Below are 25,935 nucleotides of genomic sequence, written 5' to 3'. Positions count from 1 at the left end.
AATAATATTAGTTAAAGTGCAATTAGTCTTTGATTTTTAGGATTTTCAGATTATCTTTGACTTCGTTGAAAGTGTAGACACTGTTGTTGACACGATTATAATTGTTTAATTCCTTTTTTGTCCCAAATTAAAAAGTAGTTTTTCACCCCGCATTTTACCCAACAGCCAAAGCTTACGGTCAACAACAATAAAAAAATCCACATCGTAAAGCGTGTGGATTTTTTTATTTGGATTCTTTAAAGGCTAGAACAGTTAGTCAATCGTGCAGCGGTCCTGATCGCGAACCAGTAGTTTTTATAGGCTATTCAAAAGACTGCATTTCAACCAGTTTTTTATAGGTCCCGTTAACTGCAAGAAGTTCCTGATGTTTGCCTTGTTCTACAATCTTACCGCGTTGCATCACGATGATCAGATCTGCATTTTGAATGGTTGAAAGCCGGTGTGCGATTACGATCGAAGTACGGTTCATCATCATATTCTCCAAGGCTTTTTGTACCAAACGTTCACTTTCGGTATCTAAAGCCGAAGTGGCCTCGTCCAGAATCATAATTGGCGGATTCTTAAGGACGGCACGAGCGATCGAAAGGCGTTGTTTTTGACCACCGCTTAGCTTGTTTCCGCTGTCTCCAATATTAGTATCCAGCTTTAGCGGAAGCTCACTAACAAATTCCCAGGCATTGGCAATTTTCAGAGCGTCAATAACTTCTTCATCGGTCGCGTTGGGTTTGCCCAGCAAAATGTTGTTGCGCACGGTATCATTAAACAAAATTGAGTCCTGAGTAACCAGTCCCATTTGCGCACGTACCGATTTTTTAGTCAAATTCCTCAGGTCTATACCGTCTAATTTAATCGCGCCGGAATCTACATCATAAAAACGGGTGACGAGATTGGCGATTGTACTCTTACCACTTCCGCTTTGTCCTACCAGGGCAACGGTTTGTCCTTTTTCGACTTTTACTGAAAAGTTTTTCAGGACTTTTTCATCCTCATAACTAAATGAAATATTTTCAATCGTCAATGCTTCTTTAAACTCGGCGGCTTCAATTGCGTCGGGTTTATCTTTAATAGTGGTTTCGGTATTCAAAATCGAAAGAATACGCTCAGCTGCTGCATTACCGCGTTTGACACTATACGAAGCTTTACTGATTTGCTTTGCGGGAGTTAATATTTGATAGGAAAGACCCAGAAATGCAATAAATTGAGCTGCAGGAAGCGATCCTTCAACTAAAACCATTTGGCCCCCAAACCACAAAATCACCACAATCACAAATACACCCAGAAATTCACTGGCGGGTGAGGCCAGGTTTTGCCGGTTGATGAGTGTGTTTAAAATGGTATTTAAGCGAGTGGTGCTATCCCTGAATTTCTTTCGGAATTGATCTTCGCCATTAAAACCTTTAATGATTTTAAGGCTGGAAAGGGTTTCTTCTACAATTGATAAAAAAGCCCCATTTTCTTCCTGTGCCTTATGGGATTGCTTTTTCAATGACTTCCCAATTCGGGATATGATCATGCCCGATATAGGCAAAAACACAAAAACGAAGATGGTAAGCTTAACACTGATTACCAACATCGCCCCGATAGTGAAAATAATGGTAAGCGGTTCTCTTACTACCATTTCCAGTATAGAAAGGAACGAACGTTCCACTTCATTTACGTCTGCAGTTATCCGAGAAATCGTATCTCCTTTCCGTTTTTCTGAAAAATAGGCAACCGGAAGTTCAATCAACTTATCGTAGATTTTATCCCGTAAATCCCGCATCACCCCATTTCTTAAAAAGGTAATGAAGAAGGTAGCGAGGTATCCAAAAATATTTTTTAGAAAAAACAGGATTACAACAATCCCGCAAATAAATACCAGTGCCGAGAGTTCGTTTTCTGAAACCCTGGAGCTTACCTGATAGTAAAAATAATCTGTCGCGTAATTTGTAAATCCTCTCCAGCCTTTCCAAACCGGTAATTCGGTAATCCGTTTACTTTTATCAAATAGGATTTCGATTACAGGTATAAGCGCCAAAAAAGACAGCGTGCTAAAGAGTGCATACAAAATGTTACAAACTATATTGTACACTGCATACTGCTTATAAGGCTTAGCAAATTGTATGATTTGTTTAAAATAATTCATAAGAACCGTAGTCGGTTTATATACGTATCCCCGAAACTAATCGGGGATAGGTATTGCGTTTTAGCTTAGATCAAGTTTAAAGACCCAGGTCTTTGCGTATTCCAGCTATTTTTTGATCGAGTTTTTGTTCCACCTGCGGCAAACTTTCTAAATCTTTGGCAGGCTCGTGTACACTGATGTAAAATTTAATCTTGGGCTCGGTACCACTTGGTCTGGCAGCAATGCGCGAACCCTGATCTGTATGGTAAATCAGCACGTTAGATTTCGGGATATCAATAGATGAGGACTCTCCGGTTGATATTTTAAGCGATTTGGAAGACGCATAATCGTCAATTTGCACCACACGCTCGCCATTTACCGTACTTAGCGGGTTTTCACGAAGGTCAATCATAATTTGCTTGATTTCTTCGGCACCCGAAATTCCTTTTTTAACTAAAGAGGTCAGATCTTCTTTGTAAAAGCCGTGTTTTACATACAAATCCTGTAGTTTTTTGTAGAAGGAAGAACCTTCACTTTTTGCCTGTGTTACAATCTCACAAGCAAGCAGGGTAGCGGTTACCGCGTCTTTATCCCGTACAAAGTCACCTACCATATAACCGAAGCTTTCTTCACCACCGCCTATAAAATGCTGTTTCGGATGATCTTTAATCATCTTGGCAATCCATTTAAAACCGGTAAGGCCCAGTTTGCATTCCAGATCATACGATTTGGCAAGAACCTCCATCATTGGGGTAGAAACAATGGTCGAACCAATAAATTCATTACCCTTAGGTGTATTCTGGTCAAAGTAGCGTTTCAATAAGAAGTCGGTCATCACAACCATCGTCTGGTTTCCGTTAAGCAAAACCAGTTTTCCGGAATTATCCCGCACTGCAATACCCAGACGATCGCAATCAGGGTCGGTACCAATTACGATATCGGCATTTTTTTCTTCGGCAAGATCAAGGGCCATTTTAAGGGCTTCTGGTTCCTCCGGGTTGGGTGATTTTACGGTAGGGAAATTTCCGTCGGGTTTACGTTGCTCTTCAACAACGTGTACGTTTTTATATCCGGCCTGTTCAAGAACATCGGGAATAATAGTTACCGAAGTACCGTGAAGCGGAGTAAAAACGATGGTTACAGCATCGCGGTGTTTGGCCAGTTCCGGAAAGCTTCCGTTAGCCAGGGAAGCTTCGATAAACGCCTGATCTACATCTTTATCAATATAGGTGATGTGTTCTTTTTTCGCAGAAAAATTAACAGCATCATAATCCAGAGACTCAATTACTTTAACAATCTCAGAATCCTGGGGCGGTACAAGCTGACCACCGTCCTGCCAGTAAACCTTATACCCGTTATATTCCGGCGGGTTGTGACTGGCTGTTAGTACGATACCGCAATGGCAGTCTAAATGTTTAACCGCAAAACTGAGTTCTGGAGTAGGGCGCAGATCGCTGAACAAGAATACTTTAATGTCATTTGCCGAAAATACATCTGCAACCACTTGAGCCAGCTCTTTACTGTTGTTTCTGCAGTCGTAAGCGATAGCAACTTTTACGGTCTCTCCCGGGAAGGATTTCTTTAGATAATCGGAAAGGCCCTGTGTGTTTTTGCCCAGCGTATATTTGTTGATACGATTGGTACCAACACCCATTATGCCTCGCATTCCACCGGTTCCAAACTCGAGGTTTTTGTAAAAACTTTCATTGAGTTCTTCCGGGTTGTCATTCATCATTTTTTTGACGGCTTCCTGTGTGGTGTTGTCAAAAGTAGGGGATAACCAGGCTTCGGCTTTTTCTCGTATTTCGGCGTTCATAATTTTAAATTCGATTTTGAAAGTCAAAAATAGACATTTCGGTTTAAGTAAACTATTTCGCAGCAAACCCGTAGACGAATAAATGGGTCTGTATTTTTAAAGGGATAATATTTGAATTGTTTTAATTTCAATGATTGACTACATGTTAATTAAAACCCTTTTTATCTCTGATTAAGTAGCGCGGACTGTTGTTTTGTGAGCGTTGAATGAGTTCACCAATAAAACCCGCGATGAACAATTGTACTCCGATAATCATGCTGGTGATCGAGAGGTAGAATTGCGGTCGCTGTGTTAACAGGCGTGCAGTTGGGTTGATAAATAATTTGTCTATGCCCAGATACGCGGCAAATGAGCCGCCAAGGATAAACATAATGACTCCTAATGTTCCAAAAAGGTGCATGGGTCTTTTGGCAAAATGCGTGATAAACCAGATGCTTATGAGGTCGAGGAAGCCTTTTATAAAACGATCTGCGCCAAATTTGGTTTCCCCATATTTACGGGCCTGATGCTGTACCGGCTTTTCGGTTATGTTGTAAAAGCCTGCATTTTTAGCCAATAGCGGAATGTAACGGTGCATATCGCCGTATACGTCGATGGTTTTAATTACCTCACTTTTATAAGCCTTGAGACCGCAGTTGAAATCGTGTAACTGGAGTCCGCTGGTTTTGCGGGCAGCAGCATTAAAAAGTTTAGACGGCAGATTTTTAGAAATCACCGAATCGTATCGTTTCTTTTTCCAGCCAGAGACCAGGTCAAAATCTTCTTCGGTAATGAGGCGGTATAATTCGGGAATTTCATCAGGGCTGTCCTGTAAATCTGCATCCATAGTAATTACAACATCGCCCTCAGCGGCCAGAAAGCCTGCGTTTAAAGCCTGGCTTTTACCAAAGTTTCGGTTGAAACGTATTCCTTTAACCCGTTTATCGAGGTTTGACAATTGTGCTATGGTATTCCAGGAACCGTCTGTACTGCCATCATCTATAAAGACCAGCTCGTAAGAAAGTTGTTCTTTAACGAGTACAGCGGTAAGCCAGTCGTAAAGCTCCTGTAGAGACTCCTGTTCATTAAGAAGGGGTATAACTACCGATAGCTGCATAGAATCTTAGTATTGGTGCGGATTAGATTTTTTCAAAATAAGACCACTAATCAAAGAAATTATAAACCCAAAGAATATACCACCTATGACTTGAATAGATGACTGTACCCACGGACGGGCAAATTTAGCAGCGATAGCCAAAGCCTGCTCCTGTTGGGCTTCGGTCGCGTTGGGCTGAGACTCAATCATCGCTTCACGTTGCTTTTCAATGATTAAATTAATAAAGTCGGGTTCTATTACGGTAAGAAAAATATAATTGTAAAGAGCACCCAGAATGCCTCCTATAAGGGCAATACCTAATCCTACTTTTAAGGCATCTTTAAATTCTAAGAAACCGCCATTTGCCTTTTTAAATACCTGTTGCCCGTAAACAATAACTCCAAGCATGATTAGAAAGCCCACCAGGCCTGTAATCCAGTTTTGATCCAGTAATGAGTTGGTTACATAAAGTACTACAGCTAGTGCAATAGTGAGAAACCCCAGAAGGGCTCCGTAAGTTAAGGCGATTTGCCCTGTTGATGGTTTTTGTGCTTCCATGATTTTATGAATTGCGGTGTAAAAGTACATATTAGCACGAGATACACCTAGTTTTTAATGAGGCATAAGTAGTGCTGTTGTGAATTTTGTTACATTTGAAGACTAAAGATAAACGCCAAGGAAAATATTATTTTAATATCGCCTTGTCAGATTGTTTTTTATTTCTAAATTTGCACCTCAAAATTCAGCAGATTTTAAAGCATTTAAGATGAAAAAAGATATACATCCACAGAATTACAGAGTAGTAGCATTTAAAGACATGTCTAACGACGAAGTGTTTTTAACTAAATCTACAGCAAATACAAAAGAAACGATTGAAGTTGACGGTGCAGAGTATCCGCTTGTAAAACTGGAGATTTCTAGAGCATCACATCCTTTTTATACCGGTAAATCTAAACTGGTTGATACTGCTGGTCGTATTGATAAGTTCAAAAACAAATACAAGAAATTCGCTAAGTAAGCGGAATTCAACAGATATACTAAAAAAGCCTTTGCATTTGCAAAGGCTTTTTTATTGGCAGCATCTGAGGTGCCTTATAATTAATTTTTAGTAAGTCCAAAGGTAATTAGGGATCAATCCTAATTGTTGTGTTTAAGCAAAAATTGTAGTTAATCTGTATAGAAAGAATTCTATGTTTTTTACTCCTCTAAATTGGCTTCTAAATGCTTTGATCTTTGCATTGAAGGACTCAGCTGAAGCGTTAGTACTTCTGTTTATAAAGTAATTGAGTATTGATCTATAATTAATGTTTATGGTATTAGCAATGGTATTGAATGCCTTAAATCCTGTGTTCTCTACATCTTTATACCAATGAGCCAGTTTTGTATAAGCCACTTCCACTGACTTTGCTTTGTTGAATATATCCCTAAGTCTTTGTGTGAGCTTAAATGCCAACTTTATATCTGGATAGTGCTCGAAGAGTATTTTACTTCGCTGGTATTGGTTTTCTGTCCAATTTGAAGGTGCTTTATAGAGCAGATACCGGCTCCTGGCTAATAACTGTTTTTTGGTATCCCCATTGTCAAAGGTTTTGGGAGTAAAACTTTTCTGTTTTAACCGGGCTTGTTTAATTTGTTCGTTCTCCATATCTATAGCATCCCATCGGTGTTTGATCCTTATATCCTGTAAGGCTTCCAGTGCCAGTTTCTGTACATGGAATCGGTCTGTAACCTGTATTGCTTTTGGGAAACATTTTCTTGCAATGGTCTTCATTGAATTAGCCATATCCAAAGTGATTTCTTTGACTTTGGCTCGTTTCTTTGCTGGTATTTGAAGGAGCTGCTCTATGATAGGCTCTACTTTAGTGCCGGAAAAGATCGCAACAATGCATCCTTTTTTACCTTTTGCTTTTTTATTTGTGATTATGGTGTAGAGCTCCCCTCTGGATAGCGCAGTTTCGTCAATAGATAAGTATCTTCCTATATTCTCTGGAAAGATGAGCCATTGCTTAGCATGTGGTTTTTGCTCCCAAGTTTTGAAGTCGCTTAATTGGTCTTTGTACTGGCGTTGAAGTTTTTTACCGTTTACTCCGTAGAACCCACCTATGGTATGACAGTCAGAAGCTTTAGTATTGATTAAGTACTTTTAAAAAAGCAGCAAACTCGACGGTCATTCGGGTTCCCTGTGCTACTAAGTTCCAGTCACGCTGAATAACTTTTTTGTCTTGTTTGTTGAGCCATCGACGTCGCTTTATATGCAGGAATACTTTTTTGCCACGCACAGGAAAATCCTGAACGGTTATTTCTTTATGGAACCCGTGCGCTGTGACCAGGCTTGAAGAAAACTCTTTAGGGACCTCTGGTTTTTCTTCAAAATGCAGGTGCAGTATATCTCCCTCTGTTTGATGACCGGTAAGGTTAAAATGGGTAATCAATAATTCTGGTAATAAAATCTTAAGTAAATCTATATATGCGTCCAATGCCTCCTGTTTAGAAAACAAAAATCAAACTATTCATTCAATTCACACACAACTTTTGAGAATGATCCGTAATTAGCTTCAGGGTACTGATTTAATCGTTGAATAAAGCTTTCATAATGCGATTGATTCCCTTGAACCCAAAGTAAATCGCCAGTGTTGCAGCAACAATGCCCAATATCAAAACGGGTATATAAAGCGGATGCTCCTGATTTTTAAAAGCCTGGTATAGGATACCGGGACCCAAAAACATAAAAAGTAATGACATGGCTAATGTGCGCACGCCACGTGCCAGGGCTTCTTTATTTGTTGCCATGATATGCGTTTATAGCGGCCCTTACAGAGCCGTGATTCTTTAATAATTGAGCGGCCTCTTGTGCATCAACAGGTATTTCAGACTGAATCATACGTATCCCGCGATCTACCAGCTTATCATTACTAAGCTGCATATCTACCATTTTATTTCCCTTCACCTTGCCTAGTTGAATCATCGTTGCTGTTGAAATCATATTCAAAACCAGTTTTTGTGCGGTACCGGCTTTCATACGGCTGCTTCCGGTAACAAATTCGGGACCAACGACTACTTCAACCGGAAATTTTGAAGTCTTCGCAATAGGGCTTCCGGCATTGCAGGTGATGCTTCCGGTGGGGATGTTATTTTTATTGCAGGCTTCCAGTGCGTGGAGGACATAAGGAGTCGTGCCCGACGCTGCAATACCAATAACCATGTCTTTTTCAGAAATCGCGTGCTCCTGCAAGTCTGCCCAACCCTGAGTAGGGCTGTCTTCAGCAAACTCAACGGCTTTGCGTATGGCAGTTTCGCCTCCGGCAATTAGACCTATTACCATTCCGTGGGGTACGCCAAATGTGGGCGGGCACTCCGACGCGTCAACCACACCAAGTCTTCCGCTGGTACCGGCACCCATATAAAAAAGTCTTCCGCCCTGCTTTAACTGTCTGATTACTTCCTGTGTTAATTTTTCTATTTGTGGTAATACCTTTTCAACGGCGAGCGGGACCGTTTTGTCTTCGGCGTTGATATTTTGCAGGAGCTCTGAGACAGCCATATTCTCAAGCCCGTTATAGTTTGAATCCTGTTCGGTTGTTTTAGTGAAGCTCATATGCTGAATTTTTTCGCCTTTGGCAAATATCGCTATTCGATCACAATCTGACCGCTGTAAACCTGTCCTATTGCGAAATATCCCAGGGGATAATTAGCTTCATCGGTGGCATTAATGACGTTGCCCCGTATTTCGGAAGGTGGCGCTGTAAACGGGTTTCCTGAAGCCTGTCCCGATTGATTGATCACAATGCTCATGTAATCGAAAAAGGGTTTTGTAATGCCTATCAAATCGACTTCTAAGGTGTCATTAGGTTTCACATCTTCGTAAAAATAGGAGAATGAGAATGCCTGATCTTTATAAAAGGTGTCTTCACTGGTCAAAAATTGTCCCTTATCTAAATCAAACAGGTAATAGTTTGTAATACCCGGCTCGTCTGTATAATTAAAGATCACCTCGGTTTCGTCACCGGCAAAGAGGCTCCCATCTCCCTGAATAATGGAATCAAAAGGGACAGCTGTTTGAAATTGGGCTGTAGCTCTGTAGGTATTTTCATTATAAAAAATGGTAAGTCTCATTAGATCCTGAGTAAGTTCATCACGAGGTACTGCAATAGAATAATACCCGTCACCGCGGTACTGCATTCTGTAGGTGTTTGATGCGCTGTTGAGATTGACTATCGCATCTGCCACAACCGGTATATCGTCTGCAAAATAATCTGCGGTCAGGGTAAGTCTCAGGTAAGCGTTCACCAGACTGGTATTTCCATCAGGAATACGCATTAGGGCATCTACAACCAGTCGTTCCTGCTGTTCGGGCAGGTCAACGTCAATCGTTTCCTGACAGCTGTTTAAAAGCTTCAGTAAAACCAAAAGAATAAAAATCGTTTTAATGGCTTTCATTAGAGCTTAAAATTATAGGTTACAGAAGGCAGGATGCCAAAAATCGAAGTCTTAATCGCTTCATTTTGACCTGTGTCTTCATTGGTTCTGAAATTAACAGATGCGGCATTCATGCGGTTGTAGGCATTGTAAATACTAAAAACCCATTCCCCTTTTATTTTTCGGTTGGCTGTGTTTTTTGGTGTTAAGGTAGCCGAGAGGTCTAACCTGTGGTAAGCGGGCAGGCGTTGTTCATTACGACCGCTGTAATTTGATATGGCCAAACCCTGAAAAAGGGATTGACTCACGGGATAATTGGTTGGCTGGCCGGTTTGAAACACAAAATTGGCACCGAAACTCCATTTGTTACTGAGCTTGTAGTAGGCATTTGCACTGATGTCGTGGGTTTTATCATAAGCCGAAGCATACCAGTTGCCGTTATTGATACCTATTTCTTCAGGTGTGCGACCGGGGGTTTGCTGTTCACTGCGCGATAGGGTATATGCCAGCCAGCCGTTGAGTCTGCCGTCATTTTTTTTCAGTAAAAATTCGAGTCCGTAGGCTCTGCCTATACCTGAAAGCACTTCGCCTTCAATGGCATCATTGGCGATAAGTTGTGCGCCGTTACGATAATCCAGTCGGTTTTGGATGTCTTTATAAAACGCTTCAGTTTCAAACGAAAACGCACCGTCCTTGATTTTCTTGAAAAAACCAATGGCATACTGATCAAGAAGCTGCGGTTTTACGTAAGGTCCGCTCGGCGTATATACGTCAAGAGGCGTGGGTGAGTTGGTGTTAGAAATTAAATGCAGATACTGAGCCATGCGATTATAGCTGGCTTTAAAGGACGTTTTGCTGTTAAGAGCCCAACTGAGCGAGAAACGCGGTTCGAGATTTGTAAACTGAGCGAGGGTTCCTGTGTTTAGTTGTGTTTCTGATGGAGTTGCAGGCTGGTAAATTTTTAGATTATCGTCAAAAATTAAGGGTTGGTCATCAGCATATCTAAAAAAGCGATCCTGACCCAGACGCGTAAAATGACTAAGTCTGAAACCATAGCGTAAGGTTAGGGCATCACTTAAGTCGTGTTCGGCTTCAATATAGGCCGAAAATTCGTTGGCGTACTTGTGGGTGAGTTGCGAAGGTAATATACCGCTGTCCGGCCGATTGGGTATTATAGTCGCAGGATTGAAGCGGTAATAAATGTTATTTATGCCATATCCCATTTTAAGATTTTGGCTGATGTAATGCTGAAAATCGTATTTAAGATTGAAATTACGAATGCCCGAATCGTATTTAAAGCCCACAAAATCTAACAGTAAACCATAATAGTAATCTGAATAAATAAGGGATAGGTTGGAGAACAACTTGTCGCTAAATAGATGATTCCATCTCAGATTTATGGTTGCATTACCGTAGGTGTTTACAAAGCTTTCGTTTACACTAAATAAATCGCGACCGAAATACCCTGACAGAAAGAGGCTGTTTTTATCTCCAAGACGGTAATTTAATTTAGCATTCAGGTCGTAGAAATAGGCTTTGTTGTCAATATCAAATAAAGGCAGGAAGAGGTGCACATAAGAAGCCCGGCCACCTACTAGAAACGCAGATTCGTTTTTTACAATAGGACCTTCAACAAGTAGTCTGCTGGCAATCGCTCCAATTCCACCATTTGCGTGAAATTCTTTACTGTTTCCTTCCTTTTGATAAATATCGAGTACCGAGGCCACGCGACCACCGTATCGTGCAGGAATTCCACCTTTGTATAGTTTAAGGTCTTTGATCGCATCGGGATTAAAAACTGAAAAGAAACCGAAAAGGTGTGACGAATTAAAAATGATAGCTTCATCCAGTAAAATAAGATTTTGATCTACAGCGCCACCTCTTACGTTAAAGCCGGAAGCACCTTCACCTGCACTCGTGACGCCCGGAAGCAGCAGTATAGATTTTATAACGTCTGCCTCGCCAAAGACAACGGGTATTTGCTTGATGGTCTCTGCAGTTAGCGTATTTACGCTCATTTGAGGCTTGCGAATGTTTAGCTCTTCAACATCCTCCTCAATCAATACTTCATCAAGCATCTCAGTAGCTTCTTCGAGACTGAAATCGAGGCGCTGATCACTGTTTAATGCGATTTTTTTCTGAATGGAATTGTATCCCAGAATGCTTATTTGAAGATTGTAAGATCCTTCAGGTAGTGTTATGGAATAAAAGCCATACTCGTTAGTAACTGTTCCTTTATTGATCTCGGGAAATAAAACGTTAACACCGATGAGGGTTTCATTTGAATTTTCTGCGGTAACCGTGCCGCTCAAGGTGTAATTTTTTTGAGCCCAAAGGTTACCAACCAGTAAGATGAAAATAAATGAGTAGTAATATTTTAGCAAATTGTTTTTGTTCAAAAATAGCAGACTTCGGCTTTACTTGTACTATTTTAAGAAAACGTTAATGAAATAAAAAAAGGCTTCCCGATATAGGAAGCCTTTTGTCGTTGTTGTAAACACGTGTTACGAATTGATAATTGCATTTAGAGTTGCGCTAGGTCGCATCGCAGCTGTTACTTTATCTTCATCCGGGAAATAATATCCTCCTAAATCAACTTCAGAACCCTGTGCATCCAGCAATTCCTGATTGATTTTTTCTTCATTGGTTTCGAGTTCGCTTGCAATTTCGGCAAAGTGAACCTGTAATTCCTTGTCTTTATCCTGAGCGGCCAATGCCTGTGCCCAGTAAAGCGCAAGGTAGAAATGGCTGCCGCGGTTGTCGAGTTCATTAACCACGCGTGACGGTGATTTCTTGTTATCCAGAAATTTTATAGTCGCTTCGTCTAATGCTTCAGCTAATACTTTAGCACGGTCGTTTCCGTTTGCTATTGCCTCGTGCTCCAGAGAAACTGCAAGCGCCAGAAATTCTCCTAACGAATCCCATCTTAAATGTCCTTCTTCCACAAATTGCTGAACGTGTTTTGGAGCAGAACCACCGGCTCCGGTTTCAAAAAGTCCGCCGCCATTCATAAGCGGTACTATTGAAAGCATTTTGGCACTGGTTCCTACTTCAAGAATAGGGAAGAGGTCTGTGTTGTAATCACGCAATACGTTTCCGGTAACCGAAATAGTGTCTTTACCTTCTTTCATGCGCTTAAGCGTATATAGTGTAGCCTCAACGGGAGACATGATCTGAATGTCTAAGCCTTCGGTATCGTGATCCTTAAGGTACAGATTTACTTTTTTAATGAGCTCTGCATCGTGACCACGGTCTTTGTCTAACCAGAAAATCGCAGGATCATTTGTGGCGCGTGCACGACTTACAGCAAGTTTTACCCAGTCCTGTACCGGCTCATCTTTAGTCTGGCACATTCTCCAGATATCTCCTTCTTCAACAGTATGCTCTATAAGAACCTTGCCTTCTGCGTCAATTACAGAAACTTTTCCATTAAGAGGAATTTCAAAAGTTTTATCGTGAGATCCGTATTCTTCAGCTTTTTTAGCCATAAGACCTACGTTAGGAACAGTTCCCATTGTAGTAGGATCAAAAGCACCATTTTCCTTACAAAAATCAATGGTTTCCTGGTAAACACCCGCATACGAACTGTCTGGAATCACAGCTTTGGTATCCTGAGATTTACCTTTGGCATTCCACATCTGACCGCTGTTGCGAATCATTGCAGGCATACTGGCATCAATAATAACGTCACTGGGTACGTGCAGATTGGTAATACCCTTATCTGAATTCACCATAGCCAGATCAGCCCTGTTTTCGAGGGTATTTAAAATAGCCTTTTCTACTTCCGAGCGTTTAGCTTCGGGTAACTTGTTTATGTCGCTAAGCAAATCTGCCAATCCATTCTTAGCATCTACGCCAATAGATTTAAGATCGTCACCATACTTCTCAAAAACATCTTCAAAATAAATGCGCATCGCATGCCCGAAGATAATAGGGTCAGATACTTTCATCATGGTTGCCTTAAGGTGAATGGAGAAAAGAACACCTTTGTCTTTAGCATCTTTAATCTGCTCCTTAAGGAACTTAATTAAAGCCGATTTACTCATTAGGGTGGCATCTATTACTTCGCCTTTAAGTAAATTCAGATCTTTCTTAAGTGTGGTTTGAGCACCATTGGCATCTGTATGGATTATGCTTACCGATGTGGGTTTATCACAGGTGACAGATTTTTCATTGGCTCTAAAATCACCGGAGCTCATGGTCGCAACATGTGATTTGCTGTTTTTATCCCATGCACCCATACTGTGCGGGTTTTTACGGGCATACTCTTTGACGGGTTTAGGAGCGCGTCTGTCTGAGTTACCTTCACGTAATACCGGGTTTACCGCACTTCCCAAAACTTTAGCAAAACGGTTTTTAAGTTCTTTTTCTTCTTCGGTATTAGCTTCTTCAGGATAGCTGGGGATATTAAAGCCTTTTGCCTGTAGTTCTTTAATAACAGCCGTAAGCTGCGGTATAGAAGCACTAATGTTTGGCAATTTTATAATATTTGCTTCCGGGCTTTTAGCCAGTTCGCCCAATTCGGCAAGGGCATCATTTACTTTTTGATTTTCTTCCAGATAATCAGGAAAGTTTGCAAGCAATCTACCTGCAAGTGAAATGTCTTTAACTTCAAACTCTATATTAGCTTCTTTGGCAAACTTTTGCAGAATTGGTAACAGGGAATGAGTAGCCAGAGCCGGAGCTTCATCTGTTTTGGTGTAGGCTATTGTAGACGTTTTAGTAGACATAAATGTGTTCGTTTATAAATCCTGATTTCTAATTGTTTGGTTGAAAAAGCAAATCTGCATCTAGGGTTTACAGTTTGTCGCGTGAAGCGTTTTTTTCGGATTGCAAATATAGGATTTTATGGCAGATTTTAACACTTAAATTCTTCTTAAAGCCTCTTAAAAATGTATGATTTTAAACTGTCGGATTGAGATGGAAGGATTCAGAAGTAAAAAAAGCTCTGATAGAATTTCGTAATTCTATCAGAGCTTCTAATGTTTAGGTTTTTTACCGGTGAACCCTTGGAGCCCTAAAGCAAGAATATTAGTACTTGCACCGTGAACCTTAACATTGGGATTTAATTTCTAAATCCCGATCCAATACATTTGCATTTTAACTTTAAACGCTCACTGATGTCTTTTATAATTCAGATATCTTTTAAAGTTGTATAAACCCTACAAGGCTATCGCAACTGCACTGGGAACATAATTGTGAACAGTTTTAAGTTCACCCTTATAATTTCTTTACATAAAGTAACAGAAAAAAATTTAAAAAATCAAGCTATTAGGTTGTTAAATATCAACCGGTTATGAACGTTGGTTTTTCACAAAAGTTAATAAGCTTATGCCTTAAACTAAAAAATGCCCCGTAAGACGGAGCATTTTTATAACCAGGTGAGTAGTTTTTATTTTCTGATTTCTTTGATTCTTGCCTTTTTACCGGTAAGACCTCTAAAGTAGTAAATACGTGACTTACGTACTTTACCTCTTTTATTAACTTCAATTTTCTGAAGAGCAGGCATATTGATTGGGAAAATACGCTCAACACCTACAGTACCAGACATTTTTCTGATAGTAAATGTGCGGGTTGCACCTGTTCCGCGAACCTGGATTACAACACCTCTAAAAAACTGGGTACGTACTTTTTCACCCTCACGAATTTCGTAATAAACAGTGATGGTATCACCAGCACTAAATTCAGGGAATTCTTTTTTCTCTACAAATTCGTTTTGTACAAAACTGATTAAATCTTCCATTTTTAAGATTTTTAAAGTGGTATAATACCAACATTCACGGTTTTCGCCAGAGGTTGATCTTACAAGGCTGCAAATTTACTATAAAAATTGAATTTGACAAGCCCTGAAATTTAATTATTTAAAAAGATTAAGACTGGTTTTTTATTAAATCGGGGCGTCGCTCTAAAGTGCGTTTATAAGCTTCCTCTTCGCGCCAGGCCTCGATTTTGGGAGTATTACCGGATGTTAAAATCTCAGGAACCTTCCAGCCCTTATATTCTGCAGGGCGTGTATATACCGGTGGAGCGAGTAAGTTATCCTGAAAAGAATCGGTGAGGGCAGAGGTTTCATTTCCTAAAACTCCAGGAATTAATCGGATAACGGCATCGCAAAGTATAAGTGCTCCAAGTTCGCCCCCACTTAACACATAGTCTCCTATTGAAATTTCCCGAGTAATAAATTGATCGCGTACCCGCTGATCTACTCCTTTATAATGACCACACAGAATGATAATGTTGCCCTGAAGTGAAATTTGATTAGCTATTTTTTGATTCAGGGTTTCACCATCAGGGGTCATATAGATCACCTCATCATAGTCCCGTTGTGATTTGAGCTCACTGATGCACTTATCTATAGGCTCTATCATCATAACCATGCCGGCACCGCCGCCAAACTGATAGTCGTCTACCTGTTTGTAAGCATTGGTGGTGTAATCTCTGAGGTTGTGAAAGTTTACTTCAACCAGTCCTTTTGCTATAGAACGCTGCATTATTGAAGCTTCAAACGGACTTTTGAGCAAATCGGGTACTACCGTAATAATGTCAATGCGCATAGAATTTAAGTGTGCTGGTATTCGATTAAAAGAAGCCTTATTCTCGGCTTGTGTGAATTTTTATTTTTTGGTACTCTTGACCGCTTTATTGCGCTCGTCCTGAAGTAATCGTCCCATCTTTTGCTCTTTTTCTAAAGCTTTTTTACGGTAATCGTCATATTCCACTTCAAGATCTGCCAGTTTTTTGCGGGCTTCCTGCGTATGTGCGTTGCTTCCTTTAAATCTAAAAATGAAAAAAACCAGCGCCAGTGCCAGAACGGCAACAATACCCCACATCATTCCCATATAACCGCCTTTGCTCATAGGAATTCCTAAAAAGTATATGGAATCTTTCTCAGATCTGGTTTGGTCTAAGGTTGTCTTAGTCTCTTCGAGTGTATTATTTAGAGTATTTATTTCTTGTTGTTGTGCAGTTATTTCTTGCTGTAGTTCGGTTATCTGAGTTTTGAAAACCGAAATACTATCTGCAGTATTGGCTATCAACTTATTCAGGCTGTTTAGTTTTACGACTTTATAATCCTGAAAATTGTTTGAGTTTTCTAACAAATCTTCAAACTGTTGAGAAATGGTATTTGTTTTCGGTTTTGGGGTCTCTGTCTCCTGAGCGCTAAGGCCTAAAATTGAGAATAGGCTTATTAGTAAGCTAATGCGTATCGTAGTCATTTTGAGTTAGTCTTTTTGCTGTTTGTGGGAAAACGGTATGCTTTCGCACTTAGTATAATAAAGCCGCAAAAATAATTAAATCCAACGGTTTTAAACTGCGTAATTCGTGAAAATAGCTGCCTGCTGGCAGCTATTTCTAAATACATCTGTACTATTAAGAACTTTAGTAGTACGTATAACGTCTTACCTTGGCAATATATTTAGCCAGGCGTACTACCTGGTGACTGTAACCGTATTCATTGTCATACCATATATAGAGTACGAGGCTTTTAAAATCGGGGCCTAACAATGTAGCCTGACTGTCGTAGATAGCAGGTGCTGAAGAGCCTACAATATCACTGGAAACCAGTTCATTGTTGATTGAATATTTGATTTGCTCAACCAGATCACCTTCAAGTGCATATTTTTTAAGACTTGCATTGACACTTTCGATTGTTGTTTTTTGCTGAAGCTTTAAATTTAAAATGGCAAGAGAGCCGTTAGGTACCGGAACCCTGATCGCGTTGGAGGTAAGTTTGCCTTCAAGAGCGGGCAATGCTTTAGATACTGCTTTACCTGCACCTGTTTCGGTGATTACCATATTTAGAGCAGCAGCACGACCCCGGCGGTATTTGGAGTGCATATTATCTACCAGATTTTGATCATTGGTATACGCGTGTATGGTTTCTATATGGCCACTTTCTACACCAAAACTTTCATCAATTGCTTTGAGCACCGGTGTTATTGCATTTGTAGTGCACGAGGCAGCTGAGTAAATATCCCATTCATCCGGATTGTAGTTTTTGTGATTGACTCCGTGCACGATATTCGGGATGCCCTGACCCGGAGCAGTAAGTAATACCTTTGAAACTCCTTTTGCGATAAGGTGTCTGCTTAATTGTTCTTTGTTTCGGAAAGCACCCGTATTATCTATGATTACGGCGTCGTCTATACCATAAGCGGTGTAGTCTATAGATTCGGGTTCATTTGAAGAAATAATCTGAACGGTAGTACCATTGATAATTAAGGCATTTTTGGCACTATTTACCGAGATTGTTCCCGGAAAATCCCCGTGGATACTATCGCTTTTGAGTAAGGATGCTCTCTTTTTTAGAATATCTTCATCCAGATTACCTCTTACGACTATGGCTCTTAATCTTAATTGAGCACCGCTTCCTGTGCGTGTCATAAGTTCCCGGGCAACGAGCCTTCCTATACGCCCAAAACCATAGAGCACCACATTTCGAGGTGTAATTTCTTTTGAACTTTGTGCATCTTTCAGTTTATGGTGAATAAATATCAGGGCGTCTGTATACTCATTATCTTCCAAATGATACTCGTAAGTGAGTTTGCCAATATCTAATTTTGAAGGCGGCAGGTTTGCCTGCAGGATAGCTTTGGCTAACTCGACGCTATCAAAAATAGAAATAGGTTTTTGAACAAAAGCTCCGGCGTAAGCGTGTAAATTGAGAATTTCACTCACATTGCGATCTAAAAGCTGATTTCTAAAAAGTACCAGTTCGATATTCTTGTCATACCAAAGATCGCTTATGATCTTAATAAATTCGACAGTCGCACGGCGACGGTCTGCCTGAAAAGCCAGTTCTTTCTCGTAAGTATTTGACGAACTCATGAATGGGTTTTAATGTGTGTTTTAAAATTTTCGGCAAAGATACTTAACTATATCGTTTTCGTAACGAAAATAAATAAAAAAAGCCCTTCAGTCACGAAGAGCTTTTTTACTACTAAAAATCGAATTCTAATTAAAAATGATTTGTTTGTTTTCACCATTTTTACTGGCAAAATTGAGGCTTACAGGTTCGCGCGGATCTTTTTCAGAAATAATGCGCTTAACATCCTCTATTGAGTTTACTTTCTGATCGTCAATTGCGGTTATAATTATTCCGCTTAGATTATAGCGTTGCAATTGTTTGTTTGTGGCCTTACTTATAATTACTCCGTTTTTCACACCATTTTCCTGAAGTGTTTCCTTTGATGCCTCACGTACTTCAAGTCCCGGCTTTTCTATTATAAATGTGTTGAGTTTGGTTAAAGTAACCGATAGCGTGCGGGTTTCTCCGTCTCTAATGAAGCTTACTTCAACAACATCATTAGGTCTTTTGGCTCCAAGGTAACCTGATAGATCAGAGAATTTTGAAATTTTGACATCATCAACTTTTATGATAACATCGCCTTCTTTTAAACCTGCTAAGGCAGCTCCGGTATCGGGATCAACACCTGCAACATAAACGCCTTCAGAAACTTCAAGGTCGTATTGATTTGCTGTGTTTGCATTAATACTGCCTCCCTGAATACCAAGAATACCACGCTGTACATCACCATACTCCAAAATGTCTTCTACTATTTTACGGGCGTTGTTTGAAGGTACTGCAAAGGCGTAACCTACATAACTACCGGTTTGTGAAGTGATAGCTGTATTGATACCTATCAGTTCTCCATTGATATTTACTAACGCACCACCACTGTTACCGGGGTTAATCGCTGCATCGGTTTGGATAAATGATTGCGGATTGCGGTCATACTGGTCAATATCACGCGCCTTGGCTGAAATAATTCCGGCCGTTACTGTACTGGTAAGGTTAAAGGGATTACCTACTGCCAGTACCCATTCTCCCAAACGTACATTATCTGAATCCCCAAACGGGAGGTAGGGTAGATCTTCATCTGCATCAATTTTTAAAAGCGCAATGTCTGCGTTAGGGTCGCTACCTATTACTTCAGCTTTGAAGGTTCGGTTGTCATTTAGAGAAACTTCAAGTTCTGTAGCTCCGTCAATAACGTGATTGTTGGTTACGATATAGCCATCAGCTGATATGATTACACCGCTTCCGGCACCTACAAGACCTTTGCGTAATTCACCTCCACCAAGTAGATATTCTTGCATGCTGCGAGGTTGTCTGGAAATCTGTACGTTTTTAACGTGCACAACCGCGTGAACCGTGCGATCTGCAGCTTCTGTGAAATCTGCATTGGTACTGGTAATCGGGGTGCCGTTGTAATTTACGGGACTAAAATTTGGGGTTGAAGTTGTAGCTGTCGTGGGTACGTGTTCATCTTCTATAAACTTGTACGCACCTAAGGTAATCGCTCCACCCAAAATGGCTACGATTAATAAGCTGGCAAATTTTTTCATAATACTTTTTCTTTTCTTTATTTAGAATAACAATTTAAATACGAGTTGTGGTATGCCGTGTTGCACGATTTAACTAAGCCTTAACAAGCCGTAGAATTTTGGCTTTATGTATTTTTGCAGGGATTTAAAAATAAGTTATGGCAATACCCTTTTACAAATATCAAGGCACGGGCAACGATTTTATAATGATCGACAACCGACAGCAATTATTTTCCAAAAATGATACCAAACTCGTAAAATGGATGTGTGACCGAAAATTTGGCATAGGTGCAGATGGTCTCATCTTACTTGAGAACCATCCCACATTAGATTTTACAATGGTCTATTATAATGCTGATGGTAACCCGAGCTCAATGTGTGGTAATGGTGGCAGGTGCATAGTTGCCTTTGCTAAACAATTAGGCGTAATTACAGATCAAACTGTTTTTGAGGCTGTAGATGGTCTTCACGAGGCCTTCATCAAAAATGATCTTGTACATTTAAAAATGCAGGATGTGAGCAGCATTACCAGGTATGAAAATCATGTGTTTTTAAACACGGGCTCACCCCATCATGTTCAATGGGTGAATGATTTGGCAGCTTTTGATGTTAAAGCTGAAGGAGCCTTGTTGAGATATGGTGATCTTTACGGTAAAGCCGGGAGTAATATCAATTTTGTGGAACAAACCGGGGATTCTTTCGCTATGCGTACCTACGAACGCGGAGTAGAAGATGAGACCTTAAGTTGCGGTACCGGTGCCACAGCAGTAGCATTGGCCATTCACCATCAGGGTAAGACTAACAGTCACGAAGTTGATCTTCGCGTGGAAGGAGGCCGGCTTAAAGTTACTTTTGAGCCTGCAGGTACAGGATACAATAACATATTTTTAATCGGGCCCGCAAAGCCTGTTTATACCGGAGTATGGCCGGACTAACATTACATGGTGAACTCGTATATCTCAGGGCTTTAGAGCCTGAAGATCTGGATCTCGTTTTTAGGATTGAAAATGATGAAGATCTTTGGGAACTTACTACCACACTTACTCCTTTTTCCAAATTTTTACTAAAGCAGTACCTGCGCAACTCCCACAAAGACATTTATGAGGCCAAACAACTGCGGCTGGTAATTTGTCATAGCGATACCAATGAAGCTTTAGGTCTTATAGATTTGTTTGATTTTGATCCTAAAAATCAACGAGCCGGTCTTGGTATTTTGATTTTTAGTGAGGTAGAGCGCGGCAGGGGTTATGGCGCCGAGGCTTTGCGGTTAATGATAAATTACAGCTTTAAACGGCTCGAACTGCATCAGCTCTATGCCAATATTTTAGAGGAAAATACCCCGAGCATACGCCTGTTTGAAAAACAGGGTTTTAGACCTGTGGGTCTTAAAAAAGACTGGCTTCGTCTCGAAGGCAGCTTTAAAAATGAATATTTATACCAATTGATTTATACCGATGTACATTAGAAAAATTTTGGCCGCTACCGCTTTAATAGGTTTGGTTTTCGCAGGCATATTTGCTTATATGGTTTATGGAAAGTTTTTTTCTCCCAACACCGCTTTTAATAATGACGAGGCTCATCTCTACATTCCTTCAGATGCTACTTATGCAGATGTACGTAAAGATTTAGAACCCTTATTGCAGGATCCCGTTTCCTTTGATGAGGTAGCAGAGCGAAAAGGTTATGTAAACGCTGTAAAACCCGGACATTTCATTATAAAGAAAGGAAGCAATAATAATGAGATTGTAAATGCCATTCGCAGCGGAAACATACCGGTGAAAATTAGCTTTAATAATCAGGAGCGATTACAGAATCTGGCCGGGCGCGTAGGCATTCAGATCGAGGCTGATAGTCTTGAACTCCTAAAGGCTTTTACCGATGAAGCGTTTTTAAAAGAACATGGTTTTGAGGAAGAGACGGCTTTAACGATGTACCTGCCTAATACATATGAATTTTATTGGAATACCAGTGCAGAAGAATTTAGAGCCCGAATGCTTCAGGAGTATAAGCGTTTCTGGACTCCTGAGCGCATCGCCAAAGCAGAAGCCCAGGGCCTAAATCCTCAGCAGGTTTATACGCTGGCTGCTATTGTACAAAAGGAAACTGCAAGGGCAGACGAGCGTCCCAGAGTAGCCGGGGTATATTTAAATCGCCTGCAAAATGGCTGGAAGCTTGATGCAGACCCTACCGTAATCTATGCTGTCAAGAAAAGTCAGGACGATTTTGATCAGGTTATTAAGCGGGTTTTGTACCGCGACCTGGAGACCGATTCGCCATACAACACCTATAAATACGGAGGTTTACCACCCGGTCCTATTTTTATGCCGGATCTCTCTGCTATTAATGCAGTGTTAAATCCTGAAAAGCACGAATACTATTTCTTTGTTGCAGACGTTTCTAAACCCGGTTATCATTTGTTTGCTAAAACCGTTGCGCAACATAATGCTAATCGCAAACAATATATTGATTGGATAAATGCTCAGGGTATAAATCGATAAAATGCAATTAATGCTGTTGAAATTTAGTTTTTGACAGCGTGATTTTGTTAAATTTTATCATCCTTGAGTTTAAGGGGCTAAAATGTTAAAGTTTTAGATGTTTCCTATAAATAGATACCGGCTTTTTGAAATACTTGCTTTAATCGCAAGTATTTCTGTGATAAACCGCCTATTTTACCGTGTTTTGCGGCTTTTGGGAAAAGCTTAACCCTTTAGTAATCAGTATATTAATTAGGTTGAGTATATTTGCGCATTAATATAGACTTGATCTGTAGTGGCGCACAGCAACGGTCTGAAACTTAATTTATGACGAAAAACATTGTAAAATTAGCTGCGCTTCCGTCTGTTTTTGGCCTTGTAGCCTTAAGCATGTCTGTAAAAGACGCCGAGAAGCCGAGTCAAAATTCTACTGAAGGTTTAGAGTTATTTTATACCGTGCCTCAGGTCGACGAGACCGAAACCGTAGAGCTGGATCATTCGCTTAATATCAATCTGGCAACCACCGGAAAATCTTTTACCGGTTTTAAAGAAGCTCTGGGCTTTAAAGAATCACAAAACGATTACAAACGAATAAATCAATTAGGGTATTTAGGCAAATACCAGTTTGGTCGCAGCACTTTACTTTTACTGGGCATTACAGATACTGATGCGTTTTTGAACGATCCCGTTTTACAGGAAAAAGCATTTATAGCCAACGCATCCCGTAATAAATGGGTTTTGCGTAAAGACATCAAACGCTTTTCAGGAAAAGTAATCAATGGTGTTAAGGTTACCGAATCAGGTATACTGGCTGCAGCGCATTTAGCAGGCCCCGGTAGTGTAAAGAGTTATCTTCGTTCCGGTGGAGTAGAAGGTTTTAAAGACGCTTTTGGTACTTCAATATACAGTTATATCAAAAAATTCGGAGGTTATGATGTTTCGTTTATCGTACCTGATCGCAATGCAAAAGTAAATCTGGAGAAGTAAATTTCTTTAAACAGCATAAAAAAAGTGACCCGAATAGGTCACTTTTTTTTATGCGTGAATAATAAATATTGCAGGTCTTTTGTGTAAATCTTCCTTGCTGTGTTTCCAGTTGTTTATTGACTGGGTTTTGATAAATTCGCTAGGTAATGTAATGTCGCAGGCTATACATAAACGTGTTGAGGCCTGAAGGCTATTGCAAATCTCATCAAGCATTTTCCCGTTGCGATAGGGGGTTTCAATAAATAATTGAGACTGGTTATTTTCTTTCGAAATGCGTTCCAGGCGCTTCAGTTCATTACGTCTTTTTTTTTGATCGATGGGTAAATAGCCATTGAAAGCAAAGTTTTGACCATTCATACCGCTTGCCATTACAGCCATAAGAATAGAGGAGGGGCCTACCAGTGGCACAACCTGAATGCCTTTTTCGTGGGCAAAACGAACGACCTCTGAACCGGGATCTGCAACTCCGGGAACTCCGGCTTCAGACATCAGGCCTACATCACGACCATCAAGGCACGCATTTAAAAACGAGGGCACCTCAAGAGGATCTGTGTATTTGTTAAGTGGGTGTAGTTTGAGAGTGGGTTGTGATTTTTGAGGGTAAATGTCTTTGATAAACCTGCGGGCCGTTTTTTCGTTTTCAACAATATACTCATCAATCCCGGCAATCAGAGTCTGAACCTTTTGAGGCATAACCTCCAGAGGATCTGTTTCCCCCAGCGTAACAGGAATTAAATACAATTTACCGAAGTGGGAGTTAACCGCCATAAGTTAAGAATCTATTCAGGAAAGGCGTTCTGCAATTTTTGTGGTTGCCTCATCAAGCATTTCATAAACCCGGTCAAAACCTTTTAAACTATCATTGTAAGGGTCGGGGACGTCTACGCGCTCACCCGGAAACAACTCATCTAAAATCATCTGTACTTTTGCCCGCTCTTCATCATTAGAAGCCTGGGCTGTAACATCCTCGTAATTGTATTGATCCATTACAAAAATGTGATCGTATCGCTCAAAAAAAGCAGGTTTAAACTGCATCCCTCTTTGTTGCGAGATATCGAGTCCGTTTTTTTGAGCTACGGCAATACTTCGCGGGTCCGGGGCACTGCCTACATGCCAGTGACCAGTACCTGCAGAGTCTACTTCAAATTTGGCGGGGTCCAGTTTAGATTTTAATAAACCTTCGGCCAAAGGAGATCTGCAAATATTGCCCAGACATACCATGAGGATGCGTGTTTTCATGAAATCTTTTGGTTTTATAGGATGCTTAAGACCTGACCTTTACTATCGGGTCAGGTTCAATTTACATCGTAAGTTTTTTGTTGAGATCCTCTACATATTTGCGAAACTGCTTATCTGTAGCAGAGAGGTTGTCAACTGTTTTACAGGCGTGCAATACCGTTGCGTGATCTCGTTTCCCTATTTGTGAACCTATACTTGCCAGTGACGCCTTGGTGAGTTTCTTTGCAAAAAACATCGCCAGTTGACGCGCCTGTACAATATGACGCTTACGGGTTTTTGATTGTAGTGTGTCTACATCCATCTGAAAATAATCACTTACCACCTTTTGTATGTAATCAATAGAAACTTCCCGTTTGGTATGTTTCACATAATTATCTACAATCTTTTTGGCAAGGTCTAGATTTATTTCCTTTCGGTTGAATGAGGAGTGTGCAATAAGCGAAATGATAGCACCTTCTAATTCGCGAATGTTGGTTTTTATATTATTGGCTAAAAACTCCACGATTTCTTCAGGCATTTCAACACCATCCTGATACAGCTTGTTTTTTATAATCGAAACGCGGGTTTCAAAACCGGGTTGTTGCAATTCTGCGGAAAGTCCCCATTTAAATCGTGAAAGCAGTCGCTGTTCAATATCCTGCATATCAACAGGAGCCTTGTCACTGGTAAGGACAACCTGTTTGCCGTTTTGGTGTAAATGATTAAAAATGTGGAAGAATACATCCTGAGTACCTGCCTTACCGGAAAGCAATTGTATATCATCAACAATTAATACATCTATCACCTGATAGAAATGAATAAAGTCGTTGCGGTTATTCTTCTTTACTGATTCAATATACTGTTGCGTGAATTTTTCAGCAGAAATATAAAGAACAGTTTTATCAGGATATCGGTCTTTAATCTGAACTCCAATGGCGTGTGCAAGGTGGGTTTTTCCAAGACCAACTCCTCCAAAAATCAACAGCGGATTAAAAGAGGTGCCTCCCGGCTTATTAGCCACTGCTAAACCTGCAGAGCGGGCCAGACGGTTAGAGTCTCCTTCTAAAAAGCTGTCAAAATTGTAATTGGGGTTCAGCTGGGATTCGATTTCCAGATTGCGAATTCCCGGGATTACAAACGGATTTTTTAATTCGGGGTTTTTATTTTTAAGGGGAGCATCTACTTCCTGAGACTTCATCACTGAAGGCCTGTTTGTACTCGGAATTTTTTCGGTAAAAGGTTGTCTGTTGCCGTAGGTGTTCTCCATACGTATAACATAAACCAGCTTAGCGTTTTCTCCCAGTTCTTTGGTAAGTGATACTTTTAAGAGCTTTACGTAATGTTCTTCAAGCCACTCGTAGAAAAATTTACTGGGTACCTGAATACTTAATGCATTATCTGTAAGTTTTACCGCACGTATGGGTTCAAACCATGTTTTGTAGGCCTGCGGGGTGATATTGTCCTGTATAAACGAGAGACAGTTATCCCATACTGTTTGCGCAGTCATACTCAT

The 25,935-nt window shown here is 40.4% G+C and carries 24 protein-coding genes; 5 read left to right on the top strand and 19 right to left on the bottom strand.

What is annotated here, in order from left to right:
- Nucleotides 1–301: 301 nt before the first annotated feature.
- From ACSSS3_RS00120 to ACSSS3_RS00105, 4 genes are all read right to left on the bottom strand, one after another.
- Nucleotides 302–2,125, bottom strand: a complete 1,824-nt coding sequence (locus ACSSS3_RS00120; protein WP_442845938.1) for an ABC transporter ATP-binding protein — start codon at nt 2,123–2,125, stop codon at nt 302–304.
- A gap of 76 nt (nt 2,126–2,201) precedes the next feature.
- Complete coding sequence (locus ACSSS3_RS00115) at nt 2,202–3,920, bottom strand: phospho-sugar mutase (RefSeq protein ID WP_442845937.1); 1,719 nt, start codon at nt 3,918–3,920, stop codon at nt 2,202–2,204.
- Nucleotides 3,921–4,065: 145 nt separating this feature from the next.
- Nucleotides 4,066–5,016, bottom strand: coding sequence for a glycosyltransferase family 2 protein (locus ACSSS3_RS00110; RefSeq protein WP_442845936.1), 951 nt, complete (start codon nt 5,014–5,016; stop codon nt 4,066–4,068).
- 6 nt (nt 5,017–5,022) lie between these two features.
- The gene (locus tag ACSSS3_RS00105) at nt 5,023–5,553 is read right to left on the bottom strand and encodes a DUF4199 domain-containing protein (protein WP_228229489.1); all 531 of its coding nucleotides are present in this window, start codon (nt 5,551–5,553) and stop codon (nt 5,023–5,025) included.
- A 208-nt stretch (nt 5,554–5,761) separates the two neighbouring features.
- Here ACSSS3_RS00105 and ACSSS3_RS00100 point away from each other — a divergent pair, with 208 nt between their 5' ends.
- The gene (locus ACSSS3_RS00100; protein WP_228229488.1) at nt 5,762–6,013 is read left to right on the top strand and encodes a type B 50S ribosomal protein L31; all 252 of its coding nucleotides are present in this window, start codon (nt 5,762–5,764) and stop codon (nt 6,011–6,013) included.
- A gap of 132 nt (nt 6,014–6,145) precedes the next feature.
- On the opposite strand, the gene ACSSS3_RS00095 is transcribed toward ACSSS3_RS00100, so the two are convergent.
- The 12 genes from ACSSS3_RS00095 to ACSSS3_RS00040 form a co-directional block, all read right to left on the bottom strand.
- Complete coding sequence (locus tag ACSSS3_RS00095; RefSeq protein ID WP_442847412.1) at nt 6,146–7,099, bottom strand: ISAon1 family transposase; 954 nt, start codon at nt 7,097–7,099, stop codon at nt 6,146–6,148.
- 19 nt (nt 7,100–7,118) lie between these two features.
- Nucleotides 7,119–7,472: an ISAon1 family transposase N-terminal region protein gene (locus ACSSS3_RS00090; protein WP_442844504.1), complete on the bottom strand. Its 354-nt coding sequence runs from the start codon at nt 7,470–7,472 to the stop codon at nt 7,119–7,121.
- A gap of 91 nt (nt 7,473–7,563) precedes the next feature.
- Nucleotides 7,564–7,785, bottom strand: coding sequence for a DUF6095 family protein (locus ACSSS3_RS00085; RefSeq protein ID WP_228229487.1), 222 nt, complete (start codon nt 7,783–7,785; stop codon nt 7,564–7,566).
- Complete coding sequence (gene murQ, locus ACSSS3_RS00080; protein ID WP_442845935.1) at nt 7,772–8,590, bottom strand: N-acetylmuramic acid 6-phosphate etherase; 819 nt, start codon at nt 8,588–8,590, stop codon at nt 7,772–7,774. The genes ACSSS3_RS00085 and murQ overlap by 14 nt, the downstream gene beginning before the upstream one ends.
- A 32-nt stretch (nt 8,591–8,622) precedes the next feature.
- Nucleotides 8,623–9,432, bottom strand: coding sequence for a DUF4249 family protein (locus ACSSS3_RS00075; protein ID WP_442845934.1), 810 nt, complete (start codon nt 9,430–9,432; stop codon nt 8,623–8,625).
- A complete protein-coding gene (locus ACSSS3_RS00070; RefSeq protein WP_228229505.1) occupies nt 9,432–11,795 on the bottom strand; it encodes a TonB-dependent receptor in 2,364 nt (787 codons plus the stop codon). The genes ACSSS3_RS00075 and ACSSS3_RS00070 overlap by 1 nt, the downstream gene beginning before the upstream one ends.
- 120 nt (nt 11,796–11,915) lie before the next feature.
- Nucleotides 11,916–14,141 (bottom strand): NADP-dependent isocitrate dehydrogenase, encoded by a 2,226-nt coding sequence (locus ACSSS3_RS00065; protein ID WP_442845933.1) that lies wholly within the window; start codon nt 14,139–14,141, stop codon nt 11,916–11,918.
- A gap of 662 nt (nt 14,142–14,803) precedes the next feature.
- Nucleotides 14,804–15,154 (bottom strand): 50S ribosomal protein L19, encoded by a 351-nt coding sequence (gene rplS / locus ACSSS3_RS00060; RefSeq protein ID WP_228229483.1) that lies wholly within the window; start codon nt 15,152–15,154, stop codon nt 14,804–14,806.
- Nucleotides 15,155–15,281: 127 nt separating this feature from the next.
- On the bottom strand, nt 15,282–15,965 hold the full coding sequence (trmD, locus tag ACSSS3_RS00055) for a tRNA (guanosine(37)-N1)-methyltransferase TrmD (protein ID WP_442845932.1): 684 nt from the start codon (nt 15,963–15,965) through the stop codon (nt 15,282–15,284).
- 60 nt (nt 15,966–16,025) lie between these two features.
- Nucleotides 16,026–16,628, bottom strand: coding sequence for a hypothetical protein (locus ACSSS3_RS00050; protein ID WP_228229481.1), 603 nt, complete (start codon nt 16,626–16,628; stop codon nt 16,026–16,028).
- A gap of 163 nt (nt 16,629–16,791) precedes the next feature.
- Nucleotides 16,792–18,240, bottom strand: a complete 1,449-nt coding sequence (locus ACSSS3_RS00045) for a glyceraldehyde-3-phosphate dehydrogenase (protein WP_442845931.1) — start codon at nt 18,238–18,240, stop codon at nt 16,792–16,794.
- 126 nt (nt 18,241–18,366) lie between these two features.
- On the bottom strand, nt 18,367–19,761 hold the full coding sequence (locus ACSSS3_RS00040) for a trypsin-like peptidase domain-containing protein (protein ID WP_228229479.1): 1,395 nt from the start codon (nt 19,759–19,761) through the stop codon (nt 18,367–18,369).
- Nucleotides 19,762–19,898: 137 nt separating this feature from the next.
- Between ACSSS3_RS00040 and dapF the strand changes: the two genes are divergently transcribed.
- From dapF to ACSSS3_RS00020, 4 genes are all read left to right on the top strand, one after another.
- A complete protein-coding gene (gene dapF / locus ACSSS3_RS00035; protein WP_442845930.1) occupies nt 19,899–20,675 on the top strand; it encodes a diaminopimelate epimerase in 777 nt (258 codons plus the stop codon).
- Nucleotides 20,663–21,205: a GNAT family N-acetyltransferase gene (locus ACSSS3_RS00030; protein WP_442845929.1), complete on the top strand. Its 543-nt coding sequence runs from the start codon at nt 20,663–20,665 to the stop codon at nt 21,203–21,205. Before dapF ends, ACSSS3_RS00030 begins: the two co-directional genes overlap by 13 nt.
- Nucleotides 21,195–22,238, top strand: a complete 1,044-nt coding sequence (gene mltG / locus ACSSS3_RS00025; protein WP_442845928.1) for an endolytic transglycosylase MltG — start codon at nt 21,195–21,197, stop codon at nt 22,236–22,238. The genes ACSSS3_RS00030 and mltG overlap by 11 nt, the downstream gene beginning before the upstream one ends.
- Nucleotides 22,239–22,544: 306 nt before the next feature.
- Nucleotides 22,545–23,204 carry a peptidoglycan-binding protein LysM gene (locus ACSSS3_RS00020; RefSeq protein WP_228229475.1) on the top strand — a complete coding sequence of 220 codons (660 nt, stop codon included), beginning with the start codon at nt 22,545–22,547 and terminating at the stop codon, nt 23,202–23,204.
- 48 nt (nt 23,205–23,252) lie between these two features.
- Here the strand turns inward: ACSSS3_RS00020 and ACSSS3_RS00015 are convergent, their stop codons facing one another.
- The 3 genes from ACSSS3_RS00015 to dnaA all read right to left on the bottom strand — a co-directional run bounded on the left by ACSSS3_RS00015 (nt 23,253) and on the right by dnaA (nt 25,935).
- Nucleotides 23,253–23,972, bottom strand: a complete 720-nt coding sequence (locus tag ACSSS3_RS00015) for an SAM-dependent methyltransferase (RefSeq protein WP_442845927.1) — start codon at nt 23,970–23,972, stop codon at nt 23,253–23,255.
- A 15-nt stretch (nt 23,973–23,987) separates the two neighbouring features.
- A complete protein-coding gene (locus ACSSS3_RS00010; protein WP_442845926.1) occupies nt 23,988–24,443 on the bottom strand; it encodes a low molecular weight protein-tyrosine-phosphatase in 456 nt (151 codons plus the stop codon).
- A gap of 61 nt (nt 24,444–24,504) precedes the next feature.
- Complete coding sequence (gene dnaA, locus ACSSS3_RS00005; protein ID WP_228229472.1) at nt 24,505–25,935, bottom strand: chromosomal replication initiator protein DnaA; 1,431 nt, start codon at nt 25,933–25,935, stop codon at nt 24,505–24,507.

Source organism: Leeuwenhoekiella sp. H156 (genome assembly GCF_052218455.1).
Taxonomy (GTDB): Bacteria; Bacteroidota; Bacteroidia; order Flavobacteriales; family Flavobacteriaceae; genus Leeuwenhoekiella; species Leeuwenhoekiella parthenopeia.
The sequence above is the reverse complement of the archived record's forward strand: the minus strand, read 5'-3'. Positions and strand labels throughout refer to the sequence as shown.

Coding starts and splice junctions, on each gene's coding strand:
- ACSSS3_RS00120 (WP_442845938.1), bottom strand. CDS start 2,125: ATGAATTATTTTAAACAAATCATACAATTTGCTAAGCCTTATAAGCAG.
- ACSSS3_RS00115 (WP_442845937.1), bottom strand. CDS start 3,920: ATGAACGCCGAAATACGAGAAAAAGCCGAAGCCTGGTTATCCCCTACT.
- ACSSS3_RS00110 (WP_442845936.1), bottom strand. CDS start 5,016: ATGCAGCTATCGGTAGTTATACCCCTTCTTAATGAACAGGAGTCTCTA.
- ACSSS3_RS00105 (WP_228229489.1), bottom strand. CDS start 5,553: ATGGAAGCACAAAAACCATCAACAGGGCAAATCGCCTTAACTTACGGA.
- ACSSS3_RS00100 (WP_228229488.1), top strand. CDS start 5,762: ATGAAAAAAGATATACATCCACAGAATTACAGAGTAGTAGCATTTAAA.
- ACSSS3_RS00085 (WP_228229487.1), bottom strand. CDS start 7,785: ATGGCAACAAATAAAGAAGCCCTGGCACGTGGCGTGCGCACATTAGCC.
- murQ (WP_442845935.1), bottom strand. CDS start 8,590: ATGAGCTTCACTAAAACAACCGAACAGGATTCAAACTATAACGGGCTT.
- ACSSS3_RS00075 (WP_442845934.1), bottom strand. CDS start 9,432: ATGAAAGCCATTAAAACGATTTTTATTCTTTTGGTTTTACTGAAGCTT.
- ACSSS3_RS00065 (WP_442845933.1), bottom strand. CDS start 14,141: ATGTCTACTAAAACGTCTACAATAGCCTACACCAAAACAGATGAAGCT.
- rplS (WP_228229483.1), bottom strand. CDS start 15,154: ATGGAAGATTTAATCAGTTTTGTACAAAACGAATTTGTAGAGAAAAAA.
- trmD (WP_442845932.1), bottom strand. CDS start 15,965: ATGCGCATTGACATTATTACGGTAGTACCCGATTTGCTCAAAAGTCCG.
- ACSSS3_RS00050 (WP_228229481.1), bottom strand. CDS start 16,628: ATGACTACGATACGCATTAGCTTACTAATAAGCCTATTCTCAATTTTA.
- ACSSS3_RS00045 (WP_442845931.1), bottom strand. CDS start 18,240: ATGAGTTCGTCAAATACTTACGAGAAAGAACTGGCTTTTCAGGCAGAC.
- ACSSS3_RS00040 (WP_228229479.1), bottom strand. CDS start 19,761: ATGAAAAAATTTGCCAGCTTATTAATCGTAGCCATTTTGGGTGGAGCG.
- dapF (WP_442845930.1), top strand. CDS start 19,899: ATGGCAATACCCTTTTACAAATATCAAGGCACGGGCAACGATTTTATA.
- ACSSS3_RS00030 (WP_442845929.1), top strand. CDS start 20,663: ATGGCCGGACTAACATTACATGGTGAACTCGTATATCTCAGGGCTTTA.
- mltG (WP_442845928.1), top strand. CDS start 21,195: ATGTACATTAGAAAAATTTTGGCCGCTACCGCTTTAATAGGTTTGGTT.
- ACSSS3_RS00020 (WP_228229475.1), top strand. CDS start 22,545: ATGACGAAAAACATTGTAAAATTAGCTGCGCTTCCGTCTGTTTTTGGC.
- ACSSS3_RS00015 (WP_442845927.1), bottom strand. CDS start 23,972: ATGGCGGTTAACTCCCACTTCGGTAAATTGTATTTAATTCCTGTTACG.
- ACSSS3_RS00010 (WP_442845926.1), bottom strand. CDS start 24,443: ATGAAAACACGCATCCTCATGGTATGTCTGGGCAATATTTGCAGATCT.
- dnaA (WP_228229472.1), bottom strand. CDS start 25,935: ATGAGTATGACTGCGCAAACAGTATGGGATAACTGTCTCTCGTTTATA.